Consider the following 19410-nt stretch of genomic DNA (forward strand, 5'->3'; position numbering starts at 1 on the left):
CCATGCTGCCCGCACTGCCTGTCGAGGAGATCAGCACGAGGGAGGCCGACACGGCCGGCGCGGCGAAGGGCGAGGCGTCTCCCTCGGGCGGTGCCGAGCGCGCCCCGGCCAAGCCCGCCAAGAAGGCGCCGGCGAAGAAGGCCCCCGCCAAGAAGGCGCCGGCCCGCAAGGCCCCGTCGGGCAAGGCCCCGGCGAGCAAGGCGCCCGCCAAGCGGAGCGCCGCCAAGCCGGTCAAGAGCACGGCCGCCAAGAGCGCCGAGAGCGCCGCCGAGACCACCGGCAGGCCGGCCGCCGTCAAGAGCACCGCGGCCGGGACGGCCCCGGCCAAGGCCGCGAAACTTCCGGTGCGCGAGGGCGAGGAGCGCTGGTCGGAGAGGGAGCTCGCCGAGGTGCGGTCGAACCTGGCGGCCGAGATCGCCGCGCTGAGCGAGGAGATCACCACGTCCGCCACCCAGATCGCCGAGGGCGACGCGACCGACGGCGCGGGCGACGACCAGGCCGACGCGGGCGCCAAGACCTACGAGCGCGAGCACGAGCTCGCGCTCACCAACAACTCCCGTGACCTGCTCGCACAGAACGAACGTGCGCTCGAGCGCATCGACACCGGCACCTACGGCATCTGCGAATCCTGCGGAAAGCCCATCGGCAAGGGGCGCTTGCAGGCCTTTCCTCGCGCTACCTTGTGCGTAGCATGCAAACAACGCGAGGAACGTCGCTGAGCGACAACACGGACTCCAAGGGCGCGGCCGAGGGATCTGAGGGATCCCCTCGGCCGCGCCGCATCGGCGTACTGCTCCTGGTCGCGCTGACGGCGCTGGCCCTGGACGTGGTCTCGAAGATCATCGTGGTGGCCGCGCTCCAGGACCGGGAGCCGATCGAGCTGCTGGGCGGCCTGCTCACGCTGCGCGAGACGCGCAACAGCGGCGCCGCGTTCTCCATCGGGACCGGCTACACGATCATCTTCACCGTCATCGCCTGCGGCGTGGTGATCGCCATCCTGCGCACCGCCCGCAACCTGCGCAGCCTGCCCTGGGCGATCTGCCTGGGCCTGCTGCTGGGCGGAGCGATCGGCAACCTGATCGACCGGATGTTGCGCGCGCCCGCGCCGCTGAAGGGCCATGTCGTCGACTGGATCGAACTGCCGCACTGGCCCGTCTTCAACCTCGCCGACTCGGCGATCGTCTGCGGCGGCGTGCTCGCCGTCCTGCTGGCGGCCCGCGGCCTGCAGCTGGACGGCACCCGGCTGACCGACGAGAAGGACGACGGCAAGGACACGGCCGAGCCCGAGCCCGCCTCAGACGCGGCCGAGCCCGCGCCCAAGGCCGAGGGCGTCGCGGCAGGCGACGGCAAGGCGGCGGCGACGCCCCCTTCCACGCCCGAGCCCACGCCCGAGCCCACGCCCGAGCACGCGCCTGAGCCCACGCCCGCGGAGCCCCAGGCGGAGGTCCCGGCGGAGCCCGCGCCGGAAGAGAAGCCCTGATGGCCGACGTCCGCAGTCTCCCGGTGCCCGACGGCCTGGAGGGCGAGCGGGTCGACGCCGCGCTGGCACGCCTGTTCGGCCTGTCCCGCGGCCGGGCCGCCGACATCATCGCCGCCGGCGACGTCCTCGTCGACGGCAGGGAGGTCGCCAAGTCCGACCGCGTGCACGGCGGCGCGTGGCTCGAGGTGACGCTCCCGCCGCCCCCGTCGGCTCCCGCCCCGGTCGCCGAGCCGGTGCCGGGCATGGGGATCCTCTACGAGGACGACGACATCGTGGTGGTCGACAAGCCCATCGGCGTCGCCGCCCACCCGACCACCGGCTGGACCGGCCCGACGGTCCTGGGCGGCCTGCTCGGCGCCGGGCACACCGTCGCCACCAGCGGCGCGGCCGAACGCCAGGGCATCGTGCACCGGCTCGACGCCAACACCACCGGCGCCATGGTCGTGGCCAAGAGCGAGGTCGCCTACTCCCGCCTCAAGCGCGCGTTCAAGGAGCGCACGGTCGACAAGCGCTACCGGGCGCTCGTGCAGGGCCATCCCGACCCGTTCCGCGGCACCGTGGACGCGCCGATCGACCGGCACCCGTCCGGCGACGGCCGGTTCGCCGTCGTCGCGGGCGGCAAGCCGTCGGTGACCCACTACGACACGGTCGAGGCCTACCGCGCCGCCACCCTCCTGGACATCAAGCTGGAGACCGGCCGCACGCACCAGATCCGCGTGCACATGTCGGCGCTCAGGCATCCCTGCGTCGGCGACATGGCCTACGGCGCCGATCCGACGCTCGCCGCCCGGCTGGGCCTGACCCGCCAGTGGCTGCACGCCGCCCGGCTGGGGTTCGAGCACCCGACGCGCGGCGACCGGATCGAGTTCGAGAGCCCGTACCCCGACGACCTGGCCCGCGCCCTGGAGATCGTCGCCGGCGAGTCCTGACCGGCGCGCGGGCGGCCGGGGCCTGACCGGCCCGGCCGGGCTACAGCACGAAGCGCAGCCCGGCGGCGACGCCCGCCGCGGCCAGCAGCACCACCAGGAACGGGGCCCGCAGCAGCAGGGCGGCCACGGCGGCGCCCAGCCCGGCCATCCGCGGCACGTCGAACTCCAGGTGCCGCCCCTCGGCCAGGGACTGGACGGCGATCAGCGCGGTCAGCAGGGCCACCGGCACCAGGTCGGTGAACCGGCGCACCCGCGGGTCGTCGAGCACCCGCTGCGGCGTCACCAGCCCGCCGAGCTTCAGGGCATAACACCCCAGTCCGGTCGCGATCACCGCGATCCACAGGTGCGCCGCGTTCACGCGTTCACCCGCTCGCGCCGGCCGGCCGGGAGGGAGCCCAGGAGCGCCGCCACGGCGGCCAGCATCACCGGGACGCCCGGAGGCAGCAGGGGAGTGGCCGCGATCGCGATCACCGCCGCGGCCAGCGCGACCTTGATCTCCGTGCGCCCGCCCGCCAGCCGGGGCCACAACAGCGCGAGGAAGACCGCGGGCCCGAGCGCGTCGAGCCCGAACGTGTCCGGGTCGCCGACCCTGGCCGCGCCGGCGGCACCGGCCAGCGTGGTGAGGTTCCAGGTCAGGTAGAGGCTGACCGCGGTGACGTAGAAGCCCGTACGGGCCGCGGCGCGGTCAGGCTGGGCGGTCGCCACGGCGGTGGTCTCGTCGATGACCACGTGGGCGGTGAGGAGCCGCCGCCACCCGCGCACCCCGAGCAGCCCGGCCAGGCGCAGGCCGTAGAGCGCGTTCCGGCCGCCCAGCAGGACCGCGCCGAGCGTTCCCGCCACCAGGCCGCCCCCCCCGCCGATGACCCCGGCCAGCGCGAACTGGGAGGCGCCGGTGAACGTCAGCAGGCTCAGCACGCACGCCTGCGCCACCGACAACCCCGCGGTGACGGCCGCCGCGCCGAAGGCCAGGCCGGAGACGCCCACCGCGATCCCCACGCCGAGCCCGTCGCGCACCGCCGCCGGCCGGGCGGACCGGCCGGGTGGGCCCGCCCGGTCCGGCGCGGCCGCCCCGGGGTCCTCAGGCGCCCCCTCGCGCGTCCTGCAGTCCGTCGCATCCATGCCGGTGACGCTAGGGGGCCGCCGCCGCGCGGTCTTGAACGTTCTTGCATGCCGCCGCGACACGTCCCGGACGCACTGTGATCGAATGGCGACGTTCAGTGCTCGAAGGGCGGGGGCGGGGTTGGACCAGAGGGAACCGGGCGAGGATTTCGGGGCGGCGGCCACGGCCGACCGGACGGCTCCCGGCATGACCATGGACCCGGACGACGAGGGGTATCACAAGTCGCTCAAGCCGCGGCACGTGCGGATGATCGCCATGGGCGGCGCGATCGGCGTCGGGCTCTTCCTCGGCACCGCCGACCGCATCGCCAAGGCCGGCCCGGGCCTCGTCCTGGCCTACCTGGCCGCCGGCATCGCCGCCCTGTTCGTGATGCGGGCGCTCGGCGAGCTCGTGCTCTACCGGCCCACGTCGGGGAGCTTCGTGGCGTACGCGCGCGAGTTCATCGGGCCCTGGGCCGGGTTCGCCAGCGGCTGGATGTACTGGCTCAACTGGGCCATGACCGGCGTCGCGGAGATCACCGCGGTCGGCGTCTACGTGCACTACTGGGCGCCCGGCTTCCCGCAGTGGCTGTCGGCACTGCTCGCCCTGGCCGTGCTGCTGGCGGTCAACCTGGTGTCGGTCCGGATGTTCGGCGAGATGGAGTTCTGGTTCGCCATGCTGAAGGTCGCCGCCCTGGTGACGTTCCTGGTCGTCGGCGTGGCCCTCGTCCTGACGGGCGCCGACGTCGGCGGCCACAAGGCGCGGCTGTCCAACCTCACCGACCACGGCGGCTTCTTCCCGATGGGCTTCTGGGCGGTGCTGCTCAGCCTCCAGGCGGTGATCTTCGCGTACGCGGCGATCGAGATGGTCGGCATCTCGGCGGGCGAGGCCGAGAACCCGCGCGAGGTCATGCCGGGCGCGATCAACGGCGTGGTCTGGCGGATCGCGCTGTTCTACGTCGGCGCCGTCTTCCTGCTGGTCGTCGTGCTGCCGTGGACGGTCTACAAGCCCGGCGAGAGCCCCTTCGTCACGGTGTTCGCCGCGCTCGGCGTCCCGGCGATCGGCGGCGTCATGAATCTCATCGTCCTCACCGCCGCGCTGTCCGGCACCAACTCCGGCCTCTACTCCACCGGGCGCATCCTGCGCTCCCTCGCCGACCGGGGCGAGGCGCCGCGCTTCGCGGGCAAGATGAGCTCGCACCACGTGCCGTACGGCGGCATCCTGTTCACCTCGACCGTCTATCTGGCCGGTGTGGTGCTCAACGTCTTCGTGCCGCACGACGCGTTCACCATCGCCACCTCGATCGCCTCGCTGGGGGTGCTCACCACCTGGGCGACGCTGCTGTACGCGCAGATCCGCTTCAAGCGGGCGGCCGAACGCGGCGAGGTCGAGCGGCCGGGCTACCGGATGCCGGGCTCGCCGTACACCAACTGGGCGACGCTGGGCTTCCTGGCGTTCGTGGTCGGCCTGATGGCCTTCGACGGCGACCAGAAGTGGGCGGTCATCGCCATCCCGTTCCTGGCCGCCGGCCTCTGGATCGGCTGGAAGGCCGTCAGGAGCCGCCCGGGCCACTCCGACGCCGTTCGGCGACGTCCAGACCCGCCTCGATGACCGCGTTCATGATCGTGGCCAGGTGGCCGGCGCCGAGCGAGGGCGCGCGCTCGGCCATCGCGGCCACGATCTGGCGCTCCCGCTCGGGGTTGCGGCCCGCGAAGCCGCCCACCGGCTTGAGCCGCTGGACGGTCCCGGCCACCGCCGTCCGGCGTTCCAGCAGGTCGGCGAGGGCGGCGTCGATCTCGTCGATCGCGGCGCGCGCCTGCGCCAGCGACGTGATCTCGGCGTCGGCGTCGGTGGGGGAGGCGGTGTGGGAAGCGGTGTGGGAAGCGGTGTGGGAAGCGGTGTCGGTCAGCTGGTCCTGCATGCGGGATCCCTTCTCGCGGCGGCGGCCCCGCGCCGGGGAGGTACCCGGAGGCCGGCCATGGCTCTGAAACACGAATAGGCAGGCCCTGCTGGGCACTGCCTCGTTGCCGGCTCCGGGGTCGTCGCTCAGGTCGCGCCGACCGGCTCGGGCGGAGCCGGCTGCGTAAACCCGAAATAGCGACGATCCATGACCGCAATGGTAGACGCCGTTCCGTGACCTCGCCAATTCCCGGAACGACCGTCTCATCATCCGAGACGGTACGATGCGGTCGTGAGCGAGGAACGGGCACGCTACTGGCGGCATCCGGCGCTGCCGGAGGTCGATCTGCTGCGTGCCCGCTTCATCACCCACCGGTTCGGCCGGCACGTCCACGAGTCCTACAACTTCAGCGTGATCGAGCAGGGCGTCGAGGAGTTCGAGCATCGCGGCACCCTGCTGCGCGCCGGGCCGGGCTCGATCGTCGTGGTCAACCCCGACACGGTCCACACCGGCCAGGCCGTCCACCCGGAGGGCTGGGTCTACCGCGGCATGTACCCGTCCGCCGACCTGGTCGCCGAGGTCGCCGCCGAGCTGGGCATGCCGCCCGGCACCCCCTACTTCCCCGAGACGGTCCTGGACGACCCCGAGGCGGCCCGGCTGCTCAGCGCCGCGCACCGCGCCGGCGAGCACGGCGACGCGCTCGCCGCGTCCTCGCTGCTGCGCTCCGCCCTCGCCGGCATGCTCCGGCGCCACGCCGACCGGGCCCCGCCGGGCGATCTGGCCGCCGCCGTGCCGCCCGCCGTCCACGCCGCCCGCGAGATCCTGCACGCGCGCCTGGTCGACCCGCCCTCCCTGGAGGAGCTGGCCGCCGCCGTCGGTATGAGGCCGTTCCCGCTCCTGCGCGCCTTCCGCGCCGCCACCGGCCTGCCGCCGCACGCCTACCTCAACCAGATCCGCGTCCGCGAGGCCCGCCGGCTCCTGGACGGCGGCGACCCGCTCGCCGCGGTCGCCGCCCAGGCCGGGTTCGCCGACCAGTCGCATCTCACCCGGCACTTCAAGCGCTCGCTGGGCGTCCCGCCCGGCGCCTACCGGCGCGCCCGCGCCGCCGCTTGGGCGCGCCCGGTTCATTACCGGACGTAACGGTCGGGACGGGCTCACCGGGGCATCCGGAGTGTCGGGGCGCGGGGTGTCGGTGGGGAGGGTTAGGCTCTCAGAGCCGCGTCGTCCCGGGCCCGTCCCGGGTGGCGATCTTCCCCCGGAGTGGATGTCGCAGACACGTGCCGAGCGCACGTGCGCGGTCGCATGACCTGACGTCGCATGGCGTGAAGCCGGACGGCCCGACTAGGAGGCGCACTGAGCATGGCGGACTCGTTCGTACATCTCCACGTACACACCGAGTACTCCATGCTGGACGGGGCCGCCCGCCTCAAGCAGATGTTCGAGGAGGTCGGCAACCAGGGCATGCCCGCGATCGCCATGACCGACCACGGCAACATGCACGGCGCCTACGACTTCCACCGGCAGGCGACCGCCGCCGGGGTGACGCCGATCATCGGCATCGAGGCCTACCTGGCACCCGAGTCGCGCTTCCACAAGAAGAAGGTCCAGTGGGGCGAGCCCAGCCAGAAGCGCGACGACGTCTCCGGTGGTGGCCTCATCAACCACAAGACGCTCTGGGCGCGTGACAAGACCGGGCTGCACAACCTCTTCAAGCTGTCGAGCCGCGGGTTCACCGAGGGCTTCGTCTTCAAGTACGCGCGCATGGACGAGGAGCTGCTCGCCGAGCACTCCGAGGGCGTCATGGCGACCACCGGCTGCCCGTCCGGCAAGATCCAGACCCGGCTGCGCCTGGGGCAGTTCGACGAGGCGCTCAAGGCCGCCGCCAACTTCCAGGACATCTTCGGCAAGGACAACTACTTCCTCGAGCTGATGGACCACGGCCTGGAGATCGAGCGCCGCGTGCGCCAGGGCCTCATCGACATCGGCAAGAAGCTCGGCATCCCGCCGGTCGTCACCAACGACTCGCACTACACCCACGAGTCCGAGGCGACCGCGCACGACGCGCTGCTGTGCGTCCAGGTCGGCAAGCAGCTCGCCGACCCCGACCGCTTCCGCTTCGACGGGTCCGGCTACTACATCAAGTCCGCCGACGAGATGCGGGCGATCGACTCGTCCGACATCTGGGCCGAGGGCTGCAAGAACACCCTGCTGATCGCCGAGAAGGTCGACCCGGCGGGCATGTTCGAGTACCACAACCTGATGCCCAAGTTCCCGGTGCCCGAGGGCGAGACCGAGGAGACCTGGTTCCGCAAGGAAGTCTGGAAGGGGATGGACTGGCGCTTCCCCGAGGGCTACGACGAGGAGCACAAGAAGCAGGCCGAGTACGAGATGGACATCATCTGCAAGATGGGGTTCCCCTCCTACTTCCTGGTCGTCGCCGACTTCATCATGTGGTCCAAGCAGAACGGCATCGCGGTGGGCCCGGGCCGAGGCTCGGCGGCCGGCTCGCTGGTCGCGTACGCGATGGGCATCACCGACCTCGACCCCATCCCGCACGGCCTGATCTTCGAGCGGTTCCTCAACCCCGACCGCGTGTCCATGCCCGACATCGACGTCGACTTCGACGAAGTCGGGCGGGCGGAGGCCATCCGCTACACCACCGAGAAGTGGGGCGCCGACAAGGTCGCGATGATCGCCACGTTCGGCACCATCAAGGCGAAGGCCGCCGTCAAGGACGCCGGCCGCGTCCTGGGCTTCCCGTACGCGCTGGGCGACCGCATCTCCAAGGCGTTCCCGCCCGCCGTCATGGGCAAGGACATCCCGCTGTCGGGCATCTTCGACGACAAGCACCCGCGCTACGGCGAGGCCGGCGAGCTGCGCAAGCTCTACGACGAAGAGCCCGACGTCAAGCAGATCATGGACCTGGCGCAGGGCCTCGAGGGCCTGATCCGCCAGACCGGCGTGCACGCGGCGGGCGTCATCATGTCGTCCGAGCCGCTGACCGACCACATCCCGATCATGCGACGGGACGCGGACGGCGCGATCATCACGCAGTTCGACTACCCGACCTGCGAGACGCTCGGCCTGCTCAAGATGGACTTCCTGGGCCTGCGCAACCTGACGATCATGCAGGACGCGCTGCGCTACATCGAGGCCAACAAGGGGGAGAAGCTCGACCTCCTCAAGCTGCCGCTCGACAACCGCAAGGCCTACGAGCTGCTGGCCCGCGGCGACACCCTGGGCATCTTCCAGCTGGACGGCGGCGGCATGCGCTCACTGCTGCGGCTGATGAAGCCCGACAACTTCGAGGACATCTCCGCCGCCCTGGCGCTCTACCGGCCCGGCCCGATGGGCGCCAACTCGCACACCAACTACGCGCTGCGCAAGAACAAGCAGCAGGAGATCACCCCGATCCACGCCGAGCTCGAAGAGCCGCTCGAGGAGATCCTCAGCACGACCCACGGCCTGATCATCTATCAGGAGCAGGTCATGGCCATCGCGCAGAAGGTCGCCGGCTACTCGCTCGGCGGCGCCGACCTGCTGCGTCGCGCGATGGGCAAGAAGAAGAAGTCCGAACTGGACAAGCAGTTCGAGTTCTTCGAGAGGGGCATGCAGGACAACGGCTTCTCCGCCGCCGCCATCAAGGCCCTGTGGGACATCCTGCTGCCGTTCTCCGACTACGCGTTCAACAAGGCGCACACCGCGGGCTACGGCCTGGTCTCGTACTGGACCGCCTACCTCAAGGCCAACTACCAGGCCGAGTACATGGCGGCGCTGCTGACCTCCGTCGGCGACGACAAGGACAAGAGCGCGCTCTACCTCAACGAGTGCCGCCGCATGGGCATCAAGGTCCTGCCTCCGGACGTCAACACGTCCGAGGCCGACTTCACCCCGATGGGCGACACCGAGATCCGCTTCGGCCTCTCCGCCGTCCGCAACGTCGGCCACAACGTCGTCGACGGGATCGTGGCCGCCCGCAAGGAGAAGGGCGCCTACACCGACTTCAACGACTTCCTCAGCAAGGTCCCGCCGATCGTCTGCAACAAGCGCGTCGTCGAGTCCCTCATCAAGGCGGGCGGCTTCGACGAGCTCGGTCACCAGCGCAAGGCCCTGCTCATGGTCCACGAGCAGGCCATCGACTCGGTCATCGACATCAAGCGCAAGGAGGCCATCGGCCAGGACTCCCTCTTCGGCGCTCTCGAGGAGGAGGACGGCCAGGACGCCTTCGCCGTCGCCATCCCCGAGGCCGAGGAGTGGGACAAGACCACCCTGCTGGCCTTCGAGCGCGAGATGCTCGGGCTCTACGTCTCCGACCACCCGCTGCTCGGCATCGAGCACATCCTGGAGCGCGAGGCCGACCGTTCCGTCGCCGCCATCAACGAAGGCGACGGGTCCGACGGCCACGTCGTGACGGTCGCCGGCCTGCTCTCGGGCCTCCAGCGCAAGGTCACCAAGCAGGGCAACTCGTGGGCCATGTTCTCGCTGGAGGACCTGGGCGGCTCCATCGAGGTCATGTGCTTCCCGTCCTCCTACCAGCTCTGCTCGACCCTGCTCGCCGAGGACGCCGTCCTCGTCGTCAAGGGCCGCATCGACCGCCGTGAGGACGTCGCCAAGATCATCGCGATGGAGGTCACCCAGCCCGACCTCACCATCGCCGACTCCTCGGGCCCCCTCTCGGTCACCCTGCCCATCGGCCGCTGCACCCCGCCGATCGTGGCGTCCCTCAAGGAGGTCCTCACCGCCCACCCGGGCACCTCCGAGGTCCACCTCCACCTCCAGAACGGCCCGCGCACCACCGTCGTCCGCCTCGACGACAAGCTCCGCGTGGCGCCGTCCCCCGCCCTGATGGGAGACCTCAAGCAGCTCCTCGGCCCCTCCTGCTTCAACCTCTGACCCGCCCGGCGGGTTCGGCGAGGCGGGCGAACTCGGTCTCGACGGCGGTGACGAGCAGGTCGGCGAACTCCCGCAGGCGGAGGTCGGCGAGGACGCTCAGCGTGAGGTCGTCGCCTGAGGTGACGAGCAGCACCGAGAACCCGTGGCGGTGGGGGAGGAACGGGATCCCCGCCGACTGCAGGTGGGGGCGTCCGGCGCACGCCATGGGCAGGTCGGCGACGGGGACGTTGGCGCAGATCACCGGGGTGCTCCGGGGGGCGAGGCCGAACCTGGCGAACGAGGAGAGCAGCGGCCCGCCGATCCGGGCGAACGTCTCGATGAGGAGGACGTTGCCCGAGGTGGCGTCGCGTTCCCTGGCCTCGCGCATCGCCCGGGTCACGGCGTCCAGGCGTCCGGCCGGGGACGCGACGCCCAGCGGCATCGGCACGCGCAGGAACGACAGGCCGTTGCCGAGCATGTACCTGCTCTCCGGTGCCCTGATGTTGACCGGCACTCCGACGTGCGCCGTTCCCAGGAGCCGCCGCCCGCTCCGGGCGGGCAGCAACGCCCGCAGGGCTCCGCTCACCGCGGCCAGGTAGACGTCGTTGACGGTCGGCCGCCCGTCCGCGACCGGTTGCTCGCGTGCCGCCCGCACGGTGGCGCGGGGGACGGAGCCCAGGCTCAGGTGCCGGTCCTCGCCGAGGGCCGGGCCGGCGTTGAGGGGCGCCGACCGGTTCGTCAGGTCCCACGCCGCGACCGCGGTCCCGCGCACGGTCCCCGGGACCCATGCCGGGCCCCCGTCTCCCGGGTCGATCGGCAGGCCCTCGGGGCCGTAGAGCAGCGACGTGCACATGGAGATCGAGGCTCCGTCGAGCAGGGCGTGGTGGGCCCGCAGGAGGACGGCGAACTCGTCGGGCGCGTACCCGGTGACCATGGTCAGCCGCCAGGGCGGCGATTCGGTGGGCAGCCGCTGGGAGACCAGCGCCGCGACGGCCTTCCGCAGGGCGCCCAGGCCGTCGGCCCGCGTCTTGGTCACCTCCATGTTCTGGCGGATGTCGAAGCCCGGGACCGCCTCCCACCGCGGCAGCCGCCCGCCGGCCGGCGCCCGGATGAGCCGGAACCGCGTGTGCGCGGCCAGCCTGCCCGCGGCGAACGCCCTGAACTCGGTGAGGCCGGGAGGTGATCCGCGGAAGCGCACGAAGCCGCCGATGGTGTTGACCGCGGCGGGCGTCCGGCGTTCGTGCTCGAGGAACAGCGCGTCCGCCGGTCCCATCGGGAACACGGTGGTCATGGTGACGCCCTCTCAGCCGGCCCCCGGACGGGGCACGATCCGGCGCGGTGTCGTAGCAGCCGATGTCAATGCTTTCCGGCGCGTCCCGCGGAATTCAATGCACCGAAGGTCATGTGCCCATCGGACCGGGACGGTGGCGGCGTCGGGAACAGCCGATGATCGGGGTCGATGCCGCGGCCGTTCGTCCGTTCGTCGTGCGAGCAGAACGTTTCGTCGCAACCTCGCAGGTCAGGGGATTCCGTATCAGGCGCCCGGGAAGCAATCGGGTGCGGGCCGGTGTCACGGCACCGGCCGTCCGCCCCTTTCCCCGGCCGCTGGTCTCGCCCCTGAACGATCAAGTGGAGTGTGCGTGGAGCAGGATGACGACAACGTCCCCGAAATCGGTTCCCTGGTGACCGGCGTCATGCCGCCGCGCGCGTTGATGAAGGACTACATCGAGGACGCGGCCGCGCGGCTTCACGAGCTCGCCCATGCGGTCGGCGAACTCGTGGAGCTGCTCGACGACGACTCCGGGGACGTGCCACCGCCCCGGCCGCACGCCGACGGGGCCGCGCGGGACGCCGAGGAGTTCCGCCGCCGTCTCGAACGCCTCACCGTCCGGGAAAGGGAGGTCGTGGAGGCCCTGGCTCGCGGGATGTCCAACCGCGAACTCGCCCGGCACCTGGGCATCTCGGAGCTGACCGTCAAGAACCATCTGCACTCGATCTTCATGAAGCTCGAGGTCGCCGACCGCACCCAGGCGATCTCCAGGGTCCTGCGCGCCCGCGGCATGCCGGCCGCCCGGGACGGGGACGAGCCGCCCGGGTTCGATCGGCCGCGCGGTTTTCGTTCCGCGTACTGAGGGGAGCCAGTGGTCATGACCGAACGCGGGTCCGACGGCGACCCCGAGCCGGACGTGCCGGCACGGGGGCGGCCGGTCGCCCCCGACCGGATCGACGCCGTGCACCGGCTGATCGACAGCGCGATCGGCAGCCTCACCGAACTCCAGCGGGCCATGCACACGCTCGGGCGGCTCGAGCCCCCGCGGGCTCCCCGGCAGGGCAGGGGCGTGGAGACGCTTCCGCCCGAGAGCCGCCACCGCCTGACGGCGCGCGAACGGGAGGTCCTCGAGCTCCTCGTCGACGGCCGGTCCAACCGGCAGATCGCGCGCCGGCTGCGCATCTCGGAGCCGACCGTGAAGAACCACCTGCACGCGATCTTCCTGAAACTCGACGTCACCGACCGCGCGCGGGCCATCGCCAAGGTCCTCGGCTGAGCCCGTGCCCCGGGCCGGGTGTCCCGGCCGTGCGCACCCCCCGCATGCGCATGGCCGTGGGCACCCGGCCGTTCCTCCGGTCGCGCCCGCTCCCGTAGGGCGCGGGCGCGGCTACGAGGGGTCGGCGGCGAGGTATTCGCGTTCGCGCCGCTCCGCGGTCTCGCGGGGGTCCTCGACCCGCGACGGGGGAGTCTCGGTGTGGCGTTCGGTCGTGTAGAAGCGGACCTCGTGGCCGTCCGGGTCGTGCAGGTCCGGCAGGATCCAGCCGATGCTGGCGAAGTGCACGCCGGCGTGGGTCTCGCCGAGGTCGGTGAGGTGCTGGGCGAGGGCGTCGACGGTCTCCTTGCCGGGGACGCCGATCGAGAAGTAGTCGAAGCCCGCGGCCACCTCGGCGCGGGTGGGGTCCAGGCGCAGGGCGAGTGCGGGCCCGCCGGCCGGATGGGTCATCGCGACGCCCATGAGAACGCCCTGCTCGACGAACTCCATCGCGACCTCGTAGCCCAGGCGCGTCCGGTACCACTCCATGGAGCGGGCCAGGTCGCGCACCGGGAGTTTCAGGTGGTGCACACCGTCCAGCCGAGGGATCATCGCTGCCTCCTTGCAGTATCACTGCATTGATGCAGTTATAGTGCAATGCATGAGCGAACGCGTCAAGAGAGACCTGCGCGCGGCCCGTGTCGCCGAGACCGAGGAGAAGATCCTGGCCGCCGCGACCGAGCTGTTCGTGCGGCAGGGGTACGCGGCGACGACGCTGGCCGCGGTCGCCGACCACGCCGGGGTGGGCGCCCGGACCGTCTACGTGCGGTTCGGAACCAAGGCCGCGCTGCTCAAGCGCGCCGTGGACGTCGCGCTGGTCGGCGACACCGCGCCCGTCGACGTCGCCGGGCGGGAGTGGTTCGAGGTCGCCCGGACGGCACCGTCCGCCGGTGAGCGGGTCGCGGCCATGGCCGGGGGGTCCCGGGAGATGATGGGCAGGGCGGGCGACATCCTGGCGGTGGCGCTGGAGGCGGCGGCGATCGAGCCCGAGATCGCGGCGGCGGCGCAGGCCGGGCGCGAGGCGACCCGGGCCAACGTCCGGATGTTCTGGGAGCGGATGGCCGCCGACGGGTTGCTGCCGGCGGACCGGGACCTGGCGTGGCTGACCGACACGGCGTCCCTGCTCGTCCACGCCGAGACCTACCTGCTGGCCCGTCAGATGATCGGGTGGGACGTCGACGCCTACGAACGGTGGCTCGTCACGAGCCTGGCCGGGCTCCTCACGGTGCCAGGACGACCTCGTAGTGCGTGACGGTGGTGTCGTAGCCGGTCAGCGCGGCGCGGGCCGCGGGCTCGACCACGGCGCCGTCGGTGTCGGGGCCGGTGAAGGCGCGCACGGCGTCCATCGACTCCCACAGGGTGACGACCTGGATCTCGACGGTGCCCGCCGGGTCGTCGCGTTCCATCAGGTAGGCGCCGCGGTGGCCGTCCAGCTCGCCGAGCGCGGGCAGCACGGTGTCCTCGAAGTGGCGGCGATAGGCCCCCGCGTCCGCGGCGGTCGCCCGCCAGGTCCTGGCGATCATCCCGGTCCCTCTCCTCGTCGGCTCCTTGATCGGCAGGTCCGAGTCTGGTGGAGGACCGCGCCGGCCGGGCGCGGAACGGCGGCGGCCGGCGTGACCGGAACCGGCGCCGGTTCATTCGCCGGTGACCGTGCGGGTCCAGAACGCCCTCATGTGCTCCGGCGGGGTCGGGTCGTCGGCCGCCAGCTGGGTCAGCAGGATGCCGGTCGTCCCGGTGGACGGGAGGATGTGCGCCGAGGTGCCCGTTCCGCCGACCCATCCGTACCGCCCGCGCACGTTCCACGGGTCGATCTCGGCGACGTCGACCGATCCGCCGAAGCCCCACCCCTGCCCTTCGAGGTACAGCCGCCCCGCCTCCCGCTGTGGTGCGGTCAGGTGGTCGGTCGTCATCAGCCGCACGGACTCGGGTGACAGCAGTCCCTTGCCGCCGGCGAGCAACATCCGGGCGAACGCGAGCCAGTCGTCGGCCGTGGAGACCAGACCGCTCGCGGCGGAGGGGAAGGCGGGCAGGCCGCTCCACTGCCCGTCCGGGGCGTCGGTGAGCTCCAGGCCGCCGCCGGTGCGGGTGTAGTAGCCGCAGAACCTGCCGAGCTTCGCCGCGGGCACCGCGAAGCCCGTGTCCGCCATGCCGAGCGGCTCGAAGATCCGCTCGGCCAGCAGGGCGGGCAGGGGCCGTTCCGAGACGCGCGCGAGGAGCACGCCGAGGATGTCGTAGGCGGTGTTGTACGACCATCCCTCGCCCGGCTGGTGCAGGAGGGGCACGCGCGCCAGCGCCGCGATCCACTCGTCCGGCGGCCCCGCCAGCAGCGGGTCGCGAACGTGCCTCTGGACCTCGGCCGTCAGCCGGAGGACGGGCAGCGTGAAGTCGGACGGGAAGCCCCAGCCTGCCCGCGAGGTGAGCAGGTGCCGCACGGTGACCGGCCGGACCGCCGGGACGACGTCGTCCACCGGGCTCGCCGGTGTACTGAGCACGACCGGCGCCGCCAGTTCCGGCAGCCAGCGCTCCACCGGGTCGTCCAGCGCCATCAGCCCGTCCTCGACCAGGACCATGGCCGCCGCGGCGGCGATCGGCTTGGTGATCGAGGCGATCCGGACGATGGTGTCGCGGGACATCGGCGTCCCGCCGCCGGTGTCCGTCGTCCCGACCGCGGCCGCCTCGACCCGGTCGCCGCGGGCGATCAGGCCCACCGCGCCCGGGAACGTCCCGTCGTCCACGTACGGCTGAAGAAGGTCGTGCAGGCTCATCCACCGGCTCCCGGTCCGTCGTCCGCGTTCGTGCTCTCGGTGGTCCTGACTTGTCCCGCGCCCGGAACTCATCGGCGCGGCGGCCGCGTCCCGGCGGCTGGTCAGCGGGTCAGCGGGCCTGGGGGCGGAGCCGGTTGGCGGTCGCGAGCAGGGAGAGCGAGTAGGCGACCGCGGCGTCGACGACGGCGTCCAGGTCGGTGCCGAGCCGGCCGTCGCACCACTGGCGGGCGAGCTCGTTCATCGCGCCGGTGAACATCGTGGCGGCGACGACGAGGGGGAGCGGCGGCTCCTTCAGGCTGGCCATCGCGATGATGCCCTCGAGCATGGCGGTCTCGGCGGCCTTGCGGCGCGCGGCGAGCACCTCGTTGCCGGCGACCTCGGCGAACAGGACGCTGCCGCGGCGCGGGTCGTCGCTGATGTGGCGCAGGACGCTGCGGATGCCGGCGCGCGTGCGGCGTTCGGGATCGGGCCCGGCCTCGTCCAGCGCCTGGAAGAGCGCCTCGCCGAGCTCGGCGGCCTGGCGGTCGTAGAGGTCGGCGAGCAGTTCGGAGGTGTCGGCGAAGTTCTCGTAGAAGTAGCGGGTGTGCAGCCCGGCCTCGCGGCAGACCGCGCGCACCGACAGCGCCGACTCACCGTCGGCGCCGAACAGGGCGAACGCGGCCTCGATGAGCATGTCGCGCCGCTCGTCCTTGCGGCGGGCCACCGGGACCCCCGCCCACCGTGTGCCCGTGGAGGCCTGATCCGGCGCCATGCCGCCACGATACCAATTCTGGGCACAGATGTACCCAGACTTCTGGACACGGCTGTAGCCAGATGCCTATTCTGGCTACAGCCGTATCCATAAAATCCCCGGGAGTCCGGATGCCGACCCTCAACCCGCTGGCCGCGCGCTTCGAGCGGTCCTTCGACGCCGACATCCGTTCGAAGTTCTTCCGCGGCCTGGACTTCGCCGGTCCCGAAGGCGACCCGGGCTGGTTCGGCCCGGACAGCGCCGTCTGGTACGTGCACTCGCACCTTCCCTGCCTGGTCATGGGCCTGGTGGGCGCCGCCTACATCGAGGGGCTCGACCCCAGCATCAGCTGGATGGGCTACGACCACACGCGGCTGGCCGAACGCGACGAGAACGGCGTGCCCACCGGCAACGTCGACCCCGAGGGCGCGGCGGTGCGCCTGGCCCACTCCGTCTCGTTCTTCATCGGCACCGCCTACGGCTCGACCGAGACGGCCGAGAAGCTCGCCCGCACGGTCCGGGCCATGCACCACACCGTCAAGGGCACCCGCCCCGACGGCCTGGCCTACGACGCCGACGATCCGGAGTGGCTGCGCTGGAACTACGCCACCGTCGTGTGGGGCCTGGCGACCGCGCACGAGCGTTACCACCGCAAGCCGCTGCGCGGCGACGACCTGGAGCGCTACTACCGCGAGTTCGTCCGGGTGGGGGAGGCGCTCGGCGGCACCGACCTGCCCGCCACCAAGGGCGAGGTCGCCGACTGCCTCGAGTCGTACCTGCCGAAGCTCGCGCTCACCCCGATCAAGGCGTACGCGACCGGGCCCAACCTCAAGGGCAACGGCGTCAAGCCGTGGGAGCCCGGCAGCGCCTACTTCGACTGGGCGGCGCGCGACATGCTGCCCGAGTGGGCGGCCAAGCTCTGCCTCTACCGGCCGCCCAACCAGGCCGTGCTGCGGTTTCGCCGTTCCGCGTTGTGGTTCGCGCTCAACGCGGTGCACGACGGAACGGGGCCGATCAAGGAGTTCCGCCAGGCGCGGGCCAGGGTCGCCGGCGGCACCCGGGCTCCGGTCGCCTCGACCGCCCCGACCGCGCCCGACCCCGTCCGCACCCGCGAAGAGGTCGAGGCGCTCGCCTGAGCCACCGGGCCGGCCGTCCAACGCGCCGGTCGGCCGGCCCGGTTCCCCGCGCCGCGGCTCGTCACGAGGCGGGACGCTCCACGCCGTAGATCGTCAGCCAGATGGACCGGGCGAGGGTGTGCGCCATCTGCTCGTCGCCCGCCCCTTCGTCCAGACGGCAGTGGGCCGCGATGGTGCGCTCGACCATCCAGGTGAGCAGCTGCGCGGTGGTCGGCGTGTCCATCCCGGGCTCGACGGTGCCCGCGTCCCGCTCGGTGTCGAGGCGTTCCTGCACGACCTCGACGAAGCCGCGCATCCGGCCGCGCCAGTAGTCGGCGACGTCCGGATCGTAGGCCGCGACCTCGGAGATGGCGAGCAGCGTGCGGCGGTGGGCGCGGTACGCGGCGATCATCTCGCTCATGGCGCGCTCCACGCCCGCGCGCCCGCCGGAGTGGTCCTCCCGCCACCAGTTGACGGCGACGCCGAAAAGCGCGTCCACCGCCTGCTCGGCGAGCGCCAGCAGAAGCCGGCTCTTGTCGGGGAAGTGCAGGTAGAAGGTCGAGCGCGCGACGTTCGCCCGTTCCGCGATGCGCTGGACGGCCAGCTCGGTGTACGGGGTGCCGTCGGCCATCATCTCCTCGACCGCCGCCAGCACCCGCCGCGCGACGTCCTCGCGGCGTTCCCTGACCTTGCCGCGCGACCGCGTGGTGGAAGCCATGACGGCAGCGTACCCGCACCGAATCGAATTCGGACAGTGTGTTGACAGTGTGTCCGATGCGTCTCAGACTCAGGCGCACGGCTCGACGGCAGCCGGTGAATCGGGGGTCTTCCGACCCGAGGAGGTCACGTGATCCGTCGCAGCACCATCCGGCGCGGCGCCCTGTCGCTCGCCGTGCTCACGGCCACCGTCATCACCACCCTCGCCGCCCCGCGGACGGCGTCCGCCGACGATCTGCCCATCCCGCCGACCGACATCAAGGCCGTCGACCTCACCCAGGTGCCCGGCAAGCTCGCCGAGCCCGCCGACGACGGCCCGCACCCCGGTTCCGCCACCGAGTGGTGGTACGCCCACGTCATCGACCCCAAGACCGAGCGCACGTTCATCGCGATGTTGTTCACCGCGCCGATCCCGACCGCGCTGATCTTCTGGTACCCGGAGGAGGGCGACAAGATGGTCCTGCCGGAGCCGGTCCTGGCGGTGACCGCCAAGCCCGGCCCGGACGTCAGCAGCAGCGCGGGCAGCCTGGTCTGGGACAGCGCGCGGCAGACCTACCACCTGCGCTGGCACGGCCTGTGGGCCGAGGCCGACATCTGGTTCGACGACGCGCTGCCCGGCGTGACCGGCGGCCCGATCAAGTACGACGGCGGCCAGACGATGTACTGGAGCTCGCCCGTCGCCACCAGCAAGGCCCGCGGCTGGCTGCGCCCGCCGGGCGCCAGGGAGCGCATCAGCATCGACGGCTGGCGCGGCTACCACGACCACAACTGGGGCAACTTCAACGTCATCGACCAGCGCTACTCGGGCTGGGAATGGGGCGTGTCGCACGAGCCGGACGGCTCGGCCACCCTGCTCGGCGGCGTGGTGAAGGGCGACGGGACCTGGCAGGGCGTCGTCGGCCGGGTCACCCGCAAGGAGACCTACGGCTGCATGACCAACATCAAGCTGTCGGACTGGCGGGTCTCCGGGCTGTTCTCGTACCCCGACAAGACGAGCCTGTGGTGCGACTCCTCGCTGCTGGCGACCCCGCAGGGCCTCATCGGCAAGCGGCCCGGCGTCCGGACGAGCTTCCACGTCGTCGACCCGTTCATCCTCGACGTCGGCCTGCTCGCCCTGCCCGAGTCGCTGGGCCGGACCGTGCCCGGATCGCTCGGCCTGATCGAGCACATCCGGACCCTGCCGTCGCGCCTGCCGCGCTCCTGACCCGCTCGGCCCCCACC

Annotated in this window: 20 protein-coding genes; 11 read left to right on the plus strand and 9 right to left on the minus strand. The window is 72.1% G+C overall.

The annotated features are described in order from the left end of the window. The first annotated feature begins 344 nt into the window (after positions 1-344). Genes ABZ810_RS19155 through ABZ810_RS19165 form a run of 3 tightly spaced genes read left to right on the plus strand, consistent with a single transcriptional unit; the run spans position 345 to position 2409 of the window. On the plus strand, positions 345-719 hold the full coding sequence (locus ABZ810_RS19155) for a TraR/DksA C4-type zinc finger protein (protein ID WP_358405500.1): 375 nt from the start codon (positions 345-347) through the stop codon (positions 717-719). Beyond that, the gene (gene lspA, locus ABZ810_RS19160; protein ID WP_358404612.1) at positions 692-1480 is read left to right on the plus strand and encodes a signal peptidase II; all 789 of its coding nucleotides are present in this window, start codon (positions 692-694) and stop codon (positions 1478-1480) included. Before ABZ810_RS19155 ends, lspA begins: the two co-directional genes overlap by 28 nt. Further along, a complete protein-coding gene (locus ABZ810_RS19165) occupies positions 1480-2409 on the plus strand; it encodes an RluA family pseudouridine synthase (protein ID WP_358404615.1) in 930 nt (309 codons plus the stop codon). The genes lspA and ABZ810_RS19165 overlap by 1 nt, the downstream gene beginning before the upstream one ends. Positions 2410-2449: 40 nt before the next feature. Here ABZ810_RS19165 and ABZ810_RS19170 read toward each other — a convergent pair whose 3' ends face one another. Next, positions 2450-2767: an AzlD domain-containing protein gene (locus tag ABZ810_RS19170; RefSeq protein ID WP_358404617.1), complete on the minus strand. Its 318-nt coding sequence runs from the start codon at positions 2765-2767 to the stop codon at positions 2450-2452. Next, positions 2764-3528 (minus strand): AzlC family ABC transporter permease, encoded by a 765-nt coding sequence (locus ABZ810_RS19175; protein ID WP_358404618.1) that lies wholly within the window; start codon positions 3526-3528, stop codon positions 2764-2766. Before ABZ810_RS19175 ends, ABZ810_RS19170 begins: the two co-directional genes overlap by 4 nt. Before the next feature lie 121 nt (positions 3529-3649). Here ABZ810_RS19175 and ABZ810_RS19180 point away from each other — a divergent pair, with 121 nt between their 5' ends. Further along, a complete protein-coding gene (locus ABZ810_RS19180; RefSeq protein WP_358404620.1) occupies positions 3650-5119 on the plus strand; it encodes an amino acid permease in 1470 nt (489 codons plus the stop codon). Here ABZ810_RS19180 and ABZ810_RS19185 read toward each other — a convergent pair. Continuing rightward, positions 5061-5429 carry a chorismate mutase gene (locus ABZ810_RS19185; protein ID WP_358404622.1) on the minus strand — a complete coding sequence of 123 codons (369 nt, stop codon included), beginning with the start codon at positions 5427-5429 and terminating at the stop codon, positions 5061-5063. The two genes, ABZ810_RS19180 and ABZ810_RS19185, sit on opposite strands and share 59 nt — an antisense overlap. Before the next feature lie 270 nt (positions 5430-5699). Between ABZ810_RS19185 and ABZ810_RS19190 the strand changes: the two genes are divergently transcribed. Then, a complete protein-coding gene (locus tag ABZ810_RS19190) occupies positions 5700-6548 on the plus strand; it encodes an AraC family transcriptional regulator (RefSeq protein ID WP_358404625.1) in 849 nt (282 codons plus the stop codon). Positions 6549-6767: 219 nt separating this feature from the next. Next, positions 6768-10301: a DNA polymerase III subunit alpha gene (gene dnaE / locus ABZ810_RS19195; protein ID WP_358404627.1), complete on the plus strand. Its 3534-nt coding sequence runs from the start codon at positions 6768-6770 to the stop codon at positions 10299-10301. Here the strand turns inward: dnaE and ABZ810_RS19200 are convergent. Beyond that, positions 10291-11571: a WS/DGAT domain-containing protein gene (locus ABZ810_RS19200; RefSeq protein ID WP_358404629.1), complete on the minus strand. Its 1281-nt coding sequence runs from the start codon at positions 11569-11571 to the stop codon at positions 10291-10293. The two genes, dnaE and ABZ810_RS19200, sit on opposite strands and share 11 nt — an antisense overlap. A 349-nt stretch (positions 11572-11920) precedes the next feature. On the opposite strand from ABZ810_RS19200, the gene ABZ810_RS19205 reads away from it, so the two are divergent. Next, positions 11921-12412, plus strand: a complete 492-nt coding sequence (locus ABZ810_RS19205) for a LuxR C-terminal-related transcriptional regulator (protein ID WP_358404631.1) — start codon at positions 11921-11923, stop codon at positions 12410-12412. Between the two features lie 15 nt (positions 12413-12427). Then, a complete protein-coding gene (locus ABZ810_RS19210; RefSeq protein ID WP_358404633.1) occupies positions 12428-12826 on the plus strand; it encodes a LuxR C-terminal-related transcriptional regulator in 399 nt (132 codons plus the stop codon). Positions 12827-12937: 111 nt separating this feature from the next. On the opposite strand, the gene ABZ810_RS19215 is transcribed toward ABZ810_RS19210, so the two are convergent. Further along, positions 12938-13414, minus strand: a complete 477-nt coding sequence (locus tag ABZ810_RS19215) for a VOC family protein (RefSeq protein ID WP_358404634.1) — start codon at positions 13412-13414, stop codon at positions 12938-12940. Between the two features lie 49 nt (positions 13415-13463). On the opposite strand from ABZ810_RS19215, the gene ABZ810_RS19220 reads away from it, so the two are divergent. Continuing rightward, the gene (locus ABZ810_RS19220; RefSeq protein WP_358404636.1) at positions 13464-14114 is read left to right on the plus strand and encodes a helix-turn-helix domain-containing protein; all 651 of its coding nucleotides are present in this window, start codon (positions 13464-13466) and stop codon (positions 14112-14114) included. Here the strand turns inward: ABZ810_RS19220 and ABZ810_RS19225 are convergent. From ABZ810_RS19225 to ABZ810_RS19235, 3 genes are all read right to left on the minus strand, one after another. After that, positions 14083-14385, minus strand: coding sequence for a hypothetical protein (locus tag ABZ810_RS19225; RefSeq protein ID WP_358404637.1), 303 nt, complete (start codon positions 14383-14385; stop codon positions 14083-14085). The genes ABZ810_RS19220 and ABZ810_RS19225 overlap by 32 nt on opposite strands. Before the next feature lie 111 nt (positions 14386-14496). Continuing rightward, positions 14497-15627, minus strand: a complete 1131-nt coding sequence (locus tag ABZ810_RS19230) for a serine hydrolase domain-containing protein (RefSeq protein WP_358404639.1) — start codon at positions 15625-15627, stop codon at positions 14497-14499. 109 nt (positions 15628-15736) lie between these two features. After that, positions 15737-16378, minus strand: coding sequence for a TetR/AcrR family transcriptional regulator (locus ABZ810_RS19235; protein ID WP_358404641.1), 642 nt, complete (start codon positions 16376-16378; stop codon positions 15737-15739). Positions 16379-16488: 110 nt separating this feature from the next. Between ABZ810_RS19235 and ABZ810_RS19240 the strand changes: the two genes are divergently transcribed. Next, positions 16489-17493: an oxygenase MpaB family protein gene (locus tag ABZ810_RS19240; protein ID WP_358404644.1), complete on the plus strand. Its 1005-nt coding sequence runs from the start codon at positions 16489-16491 to the stop codon at positions 17491-17493. Between the two features lie 61 nt (positions 17494-17554). Here the strand turns inward: ABZ810_RS19240 and ABZ810_RS19245 are convergent, their stop codons facing one another. Beyond that, positions 17555-18190 carry a TetR/AcrR family transcriptional regulator gene (locus tag ABZ810_RS19245; protein WP_358404646.1) on the minus strand — a complete coding sequence of 212 codons (636 nt, stop codon included), beginning with the start codon at positions 18188-18190 and terminating at the stop codon, positions 17555-17557. A 129-nt stretch (positions 18191-18319) separates the two neighbouring features. Between ABZ810_RS19245 and ABZ810_RS19250 the strand changes: the two genes are divergently transcribed. After that, positions 18320-19393 (plus strand): hypothetical protein, encoded by a 1074-nt coding sequence (locus tag ABZ810_RS19250; RefSeq protein ID WP_358404649.1) that lies wholly within the window; start codon positions 18320-18322, stop codon positions 19391-19393. Positions 19394-19410: the final 17 nt, after the last annotated feature.

This window comes from Spirillospora sp. NPDC047279 (assembly GCF_040643285.1).
Classification (GTDB): Bacteria; Actinomycetota; Actinomycetes; order Streptosporangiales; family Streptosporangiaceae; genus Spirillospora.